The organism is Falsiroseomonas oryziterrae, from assembly GCF_021864505.1.
Classification (GTDB): domain Bacteria; phylum Pseudomonadota; class Alphaproteobacteria; order Acetobacterales; family Acetobacteraceae; genus Falsiroseomonas; species Falsiroseomonas oryziterrae.
On record NZ_JAKJIB010000117.1, the window covers coordinates 1 to 10741 of the forward strand.

Below are 10741 nucleotides of genomic sequence, written 5' to 3' on the forward strand. Positions count from 1 at the left end.
GTCAGAACCGCCGCGGCCGCAGCCCGGCGTGGAACCAGGTGATCATCGAGTAGATGTCGTAGACCGGCAGGCCGAGCGCCTCGCGCAGCGCCGCCGCGTAGGGCGGCATGTTGGTGCATTCCAGCACGATGGCGCCGACCTCCGGATGCCGTGCGACCAGCCGGCGGCCGGCCTCCACGATGTCCTGCTCGGCGAGCGCGACATCCATGTCCTGCGCCTCGGCCTTGATGAGCACGCGGAAGAACTCACGCCCGTCCTCCGTGCCCTCCACCGGCACGTCGCGCGGCACGCCCGCGGCGTCCAGATGCGCCGGCGTCAGCGAGCCGCGGCTGACGGCGATCACGCCGACGCGCTTCCCCGGCGGCAGCATCGCCTGCACCCAGGGCACCTGCAGGAGCGAGGAGGTCGCGACCGGCACCTGCACGGCCGCCGCTAGCTCCGCCTGGAACAGCGAGAGGAAGCCGCAGTTGGTGGTGATCGCCTCGGCGCCGAGGTCCACGAGATCGCGCGCCGCCGCGACGAAGTCCGGCAGCAGGCCGCGCGCGCCCTTCAGCACGACCTTCTCCGGGCTCGCCCCGCGCACCACGCGGAACAGCACCGGGAAGGGCCAGGTCTCGCCATTGCCCATGTCGCCCGGGATGCGCGGGAATCGCGCCTCGAGCATGAGGATGCCGAGCGGCGCGCCGTAGATGGATTTCCCTCCGCGGGCGATGCGGGGAGATGTGGATGGCGGCTGCATGGGGGAAGCCTATCGGGACTTCGCGCGAGAGGCGACGGGGGTTGCCTCCCGCCCACCTGCACCCTCAATTGGCCCGCGAACCGCCGGAGAAACGACGATGACGCCGACGCGCCGCCTGCTCGCCCTTGCCCTGCCGGCCCTGCTCGCCGCCGCGCCTGCGGCCGCGCAGCAGCCCGCCTGGCCGACGCGCCCGATCGAGATGACGATCGGCTTCCCGAACAGCTCCGGCGTCGGGATCTATGCGCGGCGCATCGCCGATCCGCTGTCGCGCGCGCTCGGCCAGCCCGTGGTGGTCAACCCGCGCATCGGCGCCGGCGGCAACGTCGCCTCCGACTTCGTCGCGAAGGCACGCCCGGACGGCCACACGATCCTGTTCGGCACCGCGGGGACGCATGCGATCAACGCGACGCTTTACCGACGTCTCAGCTTCGACGTGCTGCGCGACTTCACGCCCATCACCCATCTCGGCGACGTGCCGAACATCCTGACCACGAGCATCGAGCGCCGCGGGCAATACCTCACCTGCCGGGATGTCATCGCCGATGCGCGCGAGCGGCCCGGCGCGCTGAACTACGGCAGCACCGGCAACGGCGCCTCCACGCATCTCGCCGGGGCGCGCTTCGCCACCGCGGCCAACCTCGACATCGTCCACGTGCCCTTCACCGGCCAGGGCGGCGTCGTCACCGCGCTGCTCGGCGGCCAGATCGATATCTTCTTCAACCAGACCGGCCCGGCGATCCCGATGATCCAGCAGGGCCAGGTGCGCGGCCTGGCCGTCACGACCCGCACGCGCATCCCCGCACTGCCCGACGTGCCGACGGTTTCGGAGGCCTGCGGCCTGCCCGATTTCGAGAGCACGACCTGGTACGGCATCTTCGGCCCCGCCAACCTCCCGCCCGAGATCACGCGCCGCCTGAACGAGGAGATCCTGCGCATCATCTCGGAGCCCGAGTTCCGCACCTGGCTGATTCAGGACCAGGGCATCGAGCCACCCACGGTCCGCACGCCCGAGGAGTTCCGCGCCGTGCAGGAACGCGACGTCCAGCGCTGGGCGCAGGTGGTCCGAGACGCCCGCGCGAACGTGGACTGAGCAGCGCGGGGAGGGCGCTGCCCTCCCCGAACCCCACCCGCCAGGAGCCTGGAGGCTCCTGGACCTGCATGTGTTTTCGGGGGGCGTGGGAGGGGGCGTCACTGTCGCATCCGTCGTCTTGGGCGCGCCACGCCCCCTCCGGGAGGGGCAACGCCCCTCCCGACGCCGCCTCACCCCCGCTGGCGCCGCTGCTGCTGTTCCTCGCGGCGCATCTGCACGAAGAGCTCGTAGTCCTCGTGGCGCGTCGGCACCCAGCCGATCGTCGTGCCGCGCTCCACCGCGCGATGGATCTCCGGATGCGACGACGGAAGCGCCAGGTGGAAGGCCGTCATGTCGCGCTTGAAGGCGTCAGGCGTGTCCTTGCGCACCACCAGCGGCCCGTTCTGGATCGGGCCCGAGCGCCAGATGATGCGGATGTCGCGCATGTTGAGCAGGCCCTTCTCGGCCGTCGCGCGCAGCATCCCGCGGGAGAAGCCCTGCGCCTCGTCGCCGACGCCCGACGCCCAGGTCACGCCGGCGTCGAACTGCCGGCCGAGCACCGCGACGATCGCCTGCTCATGCCCGCCGGCGAAGCCGCTGCGGCCGAAGAAGGTCTCGGGGTTGATGCCCTGCTGGCGGAGCGCGGCGCGCGGGATGAGGAAGCCGGAGGCGCTGTTCGGGTCGGACCAGGCCATCGCCCGCCCGCGCATCTGCTCGAGGCTCGTGATGCCGGAATCGGCGCGGGCGAACATCACCGCGATGTAGCTCGTGCTGCCGTCGGCCTCCTGCGTCACCAGGAACGGCTCGACATTGCCGTTCGATTCCACCCAGGCGGCGGCATAGGCGGCGGGCGACATGCTCGCCATCTCGATGTGCCGTCCCGCGAAGGCCTGCACCACGCCGGAATAGTCGGAGGCCTGGAACAGGCGCACCGGCACGCCGAAGGTCTCCTCCAGCAGCCGCCCATAGGCGCCATAGCGTCCCATGCGGTCGGCCTCGTTCTCGCCGCCCAGGATGCCGATGCGGAGCTGCGGCACCTGCTGCGCCCAGTCGCGCCGGCCACGCGGCGGCATCGGCTGCGGCGCAGGACGCGGCTGCGCGAGCGCGCCGGCCGGCGCCAGAAGGGCGGTCGCGAGAAGCGCGCGGCGGGACGGCATCATGGGGGGCTCCGGCGTTGGTTGCGGTGTGCGACCATAGCGTGACGGTCCGGGCGGTTCATCTGCCGCGATGCCTCAGCGGAACTGCGCCTCGAACCTCCGCCGGCGCTCCTCGGCGAGCTCGCGCCGGCGCTTCACCGCCTCCTCGCGGCGCTTCTGTTCCTCGGCGGCGAGGCGCACCTCCTCCTCGCGCCGCCGCTGTTCCTCGGCTCGGCGCGACTGCTCCGCCTGGTCGATGCGGAGCTGCACGAAGCGCTCGTAGAAGCTGTGCGCGGTCGGGCCCCAGCCGAGCGGCCGGCCCAGGCTGCGGAGGATGTCGGGCCGCCCGCTGGGCAGCGCGAAATGGAAGCTCAGCATATCGTCCCGGAAGCCGGTCGCGACGTTCCGCCGCATGACGAGCGGTGCGTTCGGGATGAGGCCGGAACGCCACACGAAGCGAAGGTCGTCGAGCCGAATCATGTTGGCCGCCGCCATGTCGCGCATCGTGCTGCGGCTGAATCCCTCGCGCTCCTCGCCCGTGCCCGAGGCCCAGGTCACCGCGCCGTCCACCTGTCGCGTGATCACCGCGAGGATCGCCTGCTCGTGGCCGCCGGCGAAGACCGTCCGGCCGAAGAACCGGTCCGGGTCCACGCCCTGTGCCCGCATCTCCATGCGCGGGAGCAGGTGGCCCTCCATGCTCTCCCGCGCGACCCAGGCGAAGCTGCGCCGCTGCAGCATCTCGAAGTCCAGGATCCAGTAGTCGGAGCGCACGATCACGACGGAAATGATGCCGGAGCTGCCATCCGGGCCGAGCGTCACCAGCACCGGCTCGACGCCGCCGCTGGTCTCCTGCCAGGTCGCGGCGTAGCCCATCGCCGACATGAAGGCGAAGTCGATCATGCCGCCCGCGAAGGCCTGGACCATCTCGGCTTCGCTGGCGGGCTGGAAGGTGGAGACGGGCACGCCGTACGTCGTCTCGAGCAGCCGGGCGTAGCCGTCGTAGCGGGCGAGCGCACCGCCATCCGCCTCGACGCTGGGCAGCCCGACGCGGATGATCGGCATCTCCCGCGCCCAGCGCCGACGCCCGCGCTCGGGGAAGGGCTGGAAATTCTGGCCGAGCGCCGGTGCCGCAGCAGGCGCAAGGGCGCCGGCCGCCAGCAGGGATCGGCGCAGGATCGGCATAAAGACGAGGCCCCCGGCAGTTGGTTACGCCGGGAACATACTGTGTGCCGCGAAGAAAATCACCGTGTGCGTTGCATTCCTGCGAGCAGTACCGCCGCGCCGAACGGGCTGTGGCCCAGAGGACTCACCCACGGACTCATGTCCCGGACTCGCCCCTCGGACTCGCCCCGGTTTCACCAGGGCTGCGCTCCCGGCCGCAGGATCGCGCGGGTGGTGGTGGCCAGGTTGCGCGGCTCCGGCTTCGGCATCTGCGGCCGCTCCATCCTGCCCCAGCCCGGCGCGTCGAGCACCTTCCCGTCCCGCATCACGACCCGCCCGCGCACGATCGTGGCGACGGGTCCGCCGACCGTCGCCATGCCCTCGAAGGGGGTGAAGGGGCTGCGGATGCTGTGCAGCTCGGCGCCGCGGATGACATGGCGCTGCGCGGGATCCACCACGGCGATGTCGCCATCCGCCCCCGGCTGCACCACGCCCTTGCGGGGCCAGAGGCCGAAGGCGCGTGCCGGGGCGGCGCTGGCCATGCGGACATACTGCTCCATCGTCATCCGCCCCTCATGCACCAGCGTCAGCATGAGCCGCATGGAGGTCTCGACGCCCGGGAAGCCGCAGGCGTTGTCCCAGAAGGAGGGGCGCTGCTTCTCCTCCATCGCATGCGGCGCGTGGTCGGTGCCGAGGATGTCGATGGTCCCGTCGAGGAGCGCCTGCAGGATCGGCTCGCGCTGCCGCCCTTCGCGGATCGGCGGGTTGAGGCGGGCGATGCGCCCCGCATCGCCGGTCAGGTCCTCGGCCGCGAGCAGCACGTATTGCGGGCAGGTCTCGACCGTCATCGGCACGCCGCGCGCCTTGGCGTCGCGGATCACCGGGATCGACCGCATGCAGCTCTCATGCACGATGTGGATCCGCGCGCCGGTCCACTCCGACAGCACGATGGAGCGGGAGAGCGATTCCAGCGCCGCGACATCGGCCCGCGCCGCGAGATGGGCGAAGGCGTCGTCGCGCCCCGCCGCCTTCATGCGGTTCTCGCGCCAGAACAGGATCGGCGAGTTCTCGGCATGGATCGAGCAGCGCAGGCCGAGCCCGGCCAGGATCTCGAAGCCCTCCAGCACGGCGCCGTCGTTCGGGGCGGGGTTGTTGCCGGTGGTGTTGCCGAGGAACAGCTTGAAGCCGATGACGCCGGCCGCGGCGAGCCCCTCGAGATGGTCGAGCGAGCGCTCGTCGAGGATGCCGTAGAGCCCGTAGTTGACGATCGCCTGGCGCTCCGCCGCCTCGCGCTTCGCCGCGAGGATCTCGGGCGAGGAAACCGCCGGCTCGGTGTTCGGCATGTCGAAGACCGTGGTGACGCCGCCGGCCGCCGCGGCGCGGGTGCCGGTGGTCCAGTCCTCCTTGTGCGTCATGCCCGGCTCGCGGATATGCGTGTGCACATCGATCGCGCCGGGGATGACGAGCTTGCCCTTCGCGTCGAGCGTCTCCTTCGCGCGCGGGGCGAAGGCCGGGTGGCCGACGAAGCAGATCACGCCGTCCTTCATGGCCACATCGGCGGGGAAGCGCGTGGTCTCGTTGACGACGGTGCCGCCGGCGATGAGCAGGTCGGCGAGGGTGTCGGTGTCGGGCATCCGGGAGATCCGTCTCGGGAAGGAGCTAGCTTGCCTGCAGCAGCCGTCGGCTGCGTGTCCAGCCCCCGGCGAGCGCCCGGCAGTGGCAGGCGACGTGGGGCGCCACCGCTTCGCACCAGGCGCGCACCTCGGCATTCGCGCCGCGCAGCCGGTCCGCGGCGGCCTGGGCGTCGCGCGCGAGCTTCGCCTCGTCGAGGCCGAGCACCACGCGGTCGCGGAGCTTCCACTGGCCGGCGATCATCACGTCGGTGACCGCGCTGCCATCCTCGGTCCAGACGAGCTGGTTGGCCGCGTCGTTCAGCGGCGCCCAGTTCACGTGGCCGAGGTCGAGCAGAACGAGGTCGGCGGCCTTGCCCGCCTCGATCGTGCCGCCCTCGTCATGCCCGACGAGGTGCGAGGAGCCGACGGTCGCAAGCCGCACCGTCTCCGCCGTGCCGAGCCAGTCCTCCTCGGTCGCCTCCTCCCACAGCCGCGACGCGAAGGCGGCGAGGCGCATCGCCTCGAACATGTTCTGGTTGTCTGAGGAGGAGGAGCCATCGGTGCCGATGCCGACGGTGACGCCGGCCCGGATCGCCGCGCGGACCGGCGCGATTCCGGAGGCGAGGCGCATGTTGGCGCCCGGGTTGTGCGACATCCCCGCGCCGCGCTTCGCCAGCAATTCGAGGTCGGATTGCGTGAGCCAGACGCCATGCGCCACGCTGAACCAGCGCCCGACCAGGCCGAGTGCGTCCATATGCTCGAGCAGGGTCTTGCCGTAGCGCTGCTCGCCCGCCGCCGCCTGGTAGCGTGCCTCCGCGACATGGGTCTGCATCGGCAGGCCGTATTCGGCCGAGAGCGCGCGGCAGCCCTTGAGGAAGGCGTCGGTCCCGTGCAGCGGGATGGTGGGCGCGCAGCCGAGGCGGATGTTCCGCCGGCCATGGCTCCAGGACTGCGCCGCGGTGCCGATGGCGGCCAGCGTGTCCTCTGGCTTGGCCATGCGCATCGCCTCGGCGCGCGCGCGGTGTTCCGCCGGCAGGGCTTCGACCAGGCCGGGGGTGGCCTGGAAGAAGGTGAGGTCGGCGACCATCGGCGCGAGCACGGCGCGCAGCCCGACGGCCGCATAGGCCTCGGCCATCGCATCCAGCCCCTCGACGGTGGGGCAGGGGAACTCGGCCGGCATGTCGAAGGCCGCTGTGCAGCCCTTCTTCAGCATCTCCACCGCCGTCAGCGCGGTGGAGAGCTGCTTGTCCTGCAGGCCCCGCCCGCCGCCGACCCAAGGCGCGTGGGCGAGCAACAGCGCGAGGTCCCATTTGTCGCCGCCACCCTTCGCCAGCCCGCCATGGCCATGCGTGTGGCCGTTGACGAGACCGGGGATCACCAGCCGGTCGGACGCGTCGTGGCGCCGCGCATCCTCCACCGCCGTCCCGGGCGGCAGCAGCGCGGCGATGCGCCCGTCCTCGACCAGGATCTCGGCGAAGGGCGCGGAGAGCGCGTCGGGCGCGAGCACCCGGGCGCCGGTGAGCAGGAGCTTGGACATTGAACGCCTCGTTCCCTCCCCCGTTCACGGGGGAGGGTCAGGGTGGGGGTTTGGGGTTGAGGGGGCGTCGAGTCACGAACCCCCACCCCGGCCCTCCCCCGCAAGCGGGGGAGGGAGGCGTCTTCAGATCATCCGCTCGCTGCGCGGCGGCAGGTAGCGGTCGGTGAACATGGTCTCGGCGGCTGGCGGGTTGGCGACGCCGAGCGCCTCGGCGTTCACCGTCACGAGCTGGCGCGCGCGCGCCATGTCGAGATGGCCGAGCCCGTTGGCGCGGCTGTTCGGCGTCAGCATGGCGCGGTCGCGCGTCATGGCGAAGCGGCGGGCCTCCAGCGCCTCATCGAACAGCGGCTCGCGCCGCTTCAGCGCCGCCATGCCGCCCGGCACGTCGTTCAGCAGCAGCTTGAGCCCCTCCACCGAGGACCGCACGAAGCGCGCCGCGGTTTCGTGGTTGCGCTCGAGCCACTCGGCGCGGGCGAAGACGCCGGAGCCGTAGATGTCGAGCCCGTGCTCGGCATAGGGCCAGCCGAGGATCTGGTCCTCCGCGATGCCCAAGCCCACCAGGTTGAAGTGCACGGTGAAGAGGAAGCCGGTGACGGCATCCACCTGGCCGGTGCGCAGCATGGTGTCGCGCAGGTTGGCCGCCATGGACGTCCAGCGCACCGATTGCGGGTTGATGCCCGCAACGCGCGCGAAGGCGGGGAAGAGCATGCGGCTGCCCTCGCCTTCCGGCGCGCCGAGATTCTTGCCGGCGACATCCTGCGGGCGTTCGATGCCCCGCCCGCGCAGCGTCACGATGGCGGCTGCGGTGCGGTCGAAGACCGGGTAGATCATCACCAGCCGGTTCTGCGGGTTCTCCGCGTTGAACTTCACCGCGCCGGCGAAGTCGGCGAAGCCCACGTCGTAGGCACCGGAGCCCACCTTCACCAGCGCATCGCCCGAGCCGAAGCCGCGGTCCATGCGCACCGCAAGCTGCTCGCGCCGATAGATGCCGCGGTCCTCGGCGAGCGCCCACATGCCGTGGTTGCCCTGCAGCGCCCAGTCGAGCGTGAAGCGCAGCGCGGTCTGCGCGCGCGCCGTGCGCAGGGTGGGCAGCGCCAGGGCAGCGCCGGTCGCGGCGAGCAGGGCGTGGCGTCGAAGCATTCCGATGATCCTTCCGTCCTCGTCGGGCAGCGTCGCATGGCGCCGCGGTGCCCGGAAGCGTGTTGTGCACCCTGATGGGGCGATGGCTGCCTGCCCGATGTGCAGCGCAGCACGCCGGTGCGTCGCAGCAGCCTGCGCCGCGCTGGCGGCGGGCTGAGATGACGCAAGGATTAGGCCTATGTCATCCCTCGTGGTCGGGACGAGGAAGCCCGCCGCCGACCGGGAGAGCTTTCGATGCATCGCACCATCACCCGCCGCACGCTCGGCGGCCTCGCCCTCGCGCCCCTCGCGCTGCCGGCGCGCGCCCAGGCCAACTGGCCGGAACGGCCGATCCGCTGGATCATCCCGTTCCCGCCCGCCGGCACGGCCGACATCCTCTCTCGGCTGCTGGCGGAGCGCGTCGGGCCGCGCCTCGGCCAGCCGGTGGTGGCCGAGAACCGCGCGGGGGCGGGCGGCACGCTGGCCGCCGACCTCGTCGCCCGGGCGCGCGGCGACCTGCACATGGTGATGATGTCGAACTTCGCGCCGCACGGCACCAGCCCGACGCTGTTCCCGAATGTCGCCTATGACGCGGTCGCCGATTTCACCCATCTCGGCCTGTTCGGCGCGCTGCCCATGGTGATCGCGGTCAACCCGAGCCATCCGGCCCGGACGCTCGAGGAGTTCCTGACGGCGGCGCGCGCGCGGGCGGGCACGGTCGGGGTGGCCTATGGCGGCAACGGCACCGCCTCGCACCTGATCGGCGTGCAGTTCCAGAAGGTCGCGCGCGTCGAGTTCACCTTCGTGCCCTATCGCGGCGCGGGCCCCGCGCTGACCGATGTGCTGGCCGGCGTGCTGCCCGGCATCATCGAGACGCTGCCGGCTGCGATCGGCCATATCCGCGCAGGACGGCTGCGGCCGCTCGCGGTCAGCGGCGCGGCGCGCTCGCCTGCGCTGCCCGACGTGCCGCATTTCGGCGAGCTCGGACTGACGGCCGCGCAGGGCGTGAACTGGTTCGGCTTCTGCGCGCCCGCCGGCCTGCCGCAGCCGGTCGCGGCGCGTTGGGTGGCCGAGATCTCCACCATCCTCGACAGCGCGGAGATGCGCGACCGGATGGGCCAGATGGGCTTCGAGGGGACGCGCATGGAGCCCGCCTTCATGACCGCCTTCGTGGGCGAGGAGGTGGCGCGCTGGCGCACGGTGATCCGCGAGAACAACGTGAGCGCGGATTGATGTGCCTCAGGCGCCGGCGCCGCCTCCGGCCGCTTGGCTGCGCGCCGCAGGCATGGTGCGCCAAGCGGGACCGATGGTCGGGGTGCGGCGGCCGCGGTGTGGCCGCATGCTCCGCCCGTCAGGCCCGACGCGGGATCCGTGGCCTCATCGCCCCGCGCTGCGCGTGAGGTAGAGCGTCGCCGCGACCATCACCAGCGTGCCCCAGAGCAGCGCCCAGCTCGGCGCCTCGGCGAAGAACAGCATGCCGAGCACCGCGCTGGCCGGGATCTGCGAATACTCGACCGGCGCGAGCAGCCCGACCGGCGCGCGCCGCGCCGCCCAGGAGGCGCAGAAATCCCCGATCACCGCGAGCAGCGAGCCGAAGACGAGCAGGCCGAGCGCGGTCCAGGACGGCGTCACCCAGACGAAGGCGCTGACCGGCCCCCAGACTGCGACTGAGGCGATCGCATACCAGGCCACGATGCGCGCCGGCGGCTCTGTGGCCGAGAGCATCTTGATGGAGATCAGCACGAAGGCCCCCGCCGCGCCGCCGCCGAGCGCCGCCAGCGTGCCGGCCGACAACTCGCCCTGCGGGCCCGCGATGATCAGCACGCCCGCGAAGCCGACCGCGGCTGCGATGGCGCGATCCCAGCCGATCCGCTCGCCGAGCAGCAGGAAGGCGAGAGGCAGGGCCCAGAGCGGGCGCGCATGCATGATCGCGGTCGCATCCGCCAGCGGCAGCCAGAGGATCGCGAGCATGCCGAGGTAGAAGCCGGTCAGCCCCGCCGCGATGCGGATCAGATGCGTGCCCGGCCGGCGCGTCCGCAGGTCGATCCCGCCGCGCCGCAACAGCCAGGGCAGCAGGACGAGCGTGGTGAAGACGCCGCGCGCGAAGGGCAGCAGCGGGACCGGAAGCCCCTCGAGCATCGCCGCCCGGAAGCAGGCGCCCATGCCGGCGAAGAGCATGCAGCAGAGCAGCATGAGCCCCATCCCCGCCAGCACGCGCCGCGTGTCGCGGCCAGGCGGGGCAGGGGGTGGGGCGGTCATCGCGCGGCAGTGTGGCGCGATTCAGCCTGGCGCGATACGGCGCGCTCCGCGGGCCGCTTGCGCGGCCCCCGGCTCAGCGGCGCGGCGTGCGCGGCGGCGCCGGCTCGC

9 protein-coding genes are annotated in these 10741 nt (G+C 72.2%); 2 read left to right on the top strand and 7 right to left on the bottom strand.

The window, feature by feature from the left end; translation table 11 throughout:
• Position 1: 1 nt before the first annotated feature.
• On the bottom strand, positions 2-739 hold the full coding sequence (locus L2I40_RS11410) for an aspartate/glutamate racemase family protein (RefSeq protein WP_237215080.1): 738 nt from the start codon (positions 737-739) through the stop codon (positions 2-4).
• 97 nt (positions 740-836) lie between these two features.
• Between L2I40_RS11410 and L2I40_RS11415 the strand changes: the two genes are divergently transcribed.
• A complete protein-coding gene (locus L2I40_RS11415) occupies positions 837-1829 on the top strand; it encodes a Bug family tripartite tricarboxylate transporter substrate binding protein (RefSeq protein ID WP_237215081.1) in 993 nt (330 codons plus the stop codon).
• Positions 1830-1999: 170 nt separating this feature from the next.
• Here the strand turns inward: L2I40_RS11415 and phnD (L2I40_RS11420) are convergent, their stop codons facing one another.
• From phnD (L2I40_RS11420) to L2I40_RS11440, 5 genes are all read right to left on the bottom strand, one after another.
• Positions 2000-2968 carry a phosphate/phosphite/phosphonate ABC transporter substrate-binding protein gene (gene phnD / locus L2I40_RS11420; protein ID WP_237215082.1) on the bottom strand — a complete coding sequence of 323 codons (969 nt, stop codon included), beginning with the start codon at positions 2966-2968 and terminating at the stop codon, positions 2000-2002.
• A gap of 72 nt (positions 2969-3040) precedes the next feature.
• Positions 3041-4126 (bottom strand): phosphate/phosphite/phosphonate ABC transporter substrate-binding protein, encoded by a 1086-nt coding sequence (gene phnD, locus L2I40_RS11425; protein WP_237215083.1) that lies wholly within the window; start codon positions 4124-4126, stop codon positions 3041-3043.
• Positions 4127-4299: 173 nt separating this feature from the next.
• Positions 4300-5739, bottom strand: coding sequence for a dihydroorotase (locus tag L2I40_RS11430; RefSeq protein WP_237215084.1), 1440 nt, complete (start codon positions 5737-5739; stop codon positions 4300-4302).
• A 25-nt stretch (positions 5740-5764) separates the two neighbouring features.
• Positions 5765-7255: an amidohydrolase family protein gene (locus L2I40_RS11435; protein WP_237215085.1), complete on the bottom strand. Its 1491-nt coding sequence runs from the start codon at positions 7253-7255 to the stop codon at positions 5765-5767.
• 123 nt (positions 7256-7378) lie between these two features.
• Positions 7379-8395 carry an ABC transporter substrate-binding protein gene (locus L2I40_RS11440; RefSeq protein ID WP_237215086.1) on the bottom strand — a complete coding sequence of 339 codons (1017 nt, stop codon included), beginning with the start codon at positions 8393-8395 and terminating at the stop codon, positions 7379-7381.
• A 234-nt stretch (positions 8396-8629) separates the two neighbouring features.
• Between L2I40_RS11440 and L2I40_RS11445 the strand changes: the two genes are divergently transcribed.
• Positions 8630-9607: a Bug family tripartite tricarboxylate transporter substrate binding protein gene (locus L2I40_RS11445; protein ID WP_237215087.1), complete on the top strand. Its 978-nt coding sequence runs from the start codon at positions 8630-8632 to the stop codon at positions 9605-9607.
• 144 nt (positions 9608-9751) lie between these two features.
• Here the strand turns inward: L2I40_RS11445 and L2I40_RS11450 are convergent, their stop codons facing one another.
• Entirely contained in the window at positions 9752-10633 is an 882-nt protein-coding gene (locus L2I40_RS11450; RefSeq protein ID WP_237215088.1) for a DMT family transporter, read from the bottom strand.
• Positions 10634-10741: the final 108 nt, after the last annotated feature.

Bases quoted from the DNA above. Each gene is read 5' to 3' on its own strand.
- L2I40_RS11410 (WP_237215080.1), bottom strand. From the start codon at position 739: ATGCAGCCGCCATCCACATCTCCCCGCATCGCCCGCGGAGGGAAATCC.
- L2I40_RS11415 (WP_237215081.1), top strand. From the start codon at position 837: ATGACGCCGACGCGCCGCCTGCTCGCCCTTGCCCTGCCGGCCCTGCTC.
- phnD (WP_237215082.1), bottom strand. From the start codon at position 2,968: ATGATGCCGTCCCGCCGCGCGCTTCTCGCGACCGCCCTTCTGGCGCCG.
- phnD (WP_237215083.1), bottom strand. From the start codon at position 4,126: ATGCCGATCCTGCGCCGATCCCTGCTGGCGGCCGGCGCCCTTGCGCCT.
- L2I40_RS11430 (WP_237215084.1), bottom strand. From the start codon at position 5,739: ATGCCCGACACCGACACCCTCGCCGACCTGCTCATCGCCGGCGGCACC.
- L2I40_RS11435 (WP_237215085.1), bottom strand. From the start codon at position 7,255: ATGTCCAAGCTCCTGCTCACCGGCGCCCGGGTGCTCGCGCCCGACGCG.
- L2I40_RS11440 (WP_237215086.1), bottom strand. From the start codon at position 8,395: ATGCTTCGACGCCACGCCCTGCTCGCCGCGACCGGCGCTGCCCTGGCG.
- L2I40_RS11445 (WP_237215087.1), top strand. From the start codon at position 8,630: ATGCATCGCACCATCACCCGCCGCACGCTCGGCGGCCTCGCCCTCGCG.
- L2I40_RS11450 (WP_237215088.1), bottom strand. From the start codon at position 10,633: ATGACCGCCCCACCCCCTGCCCCGCCTGGCCGCGACACGCGGCGCGTG.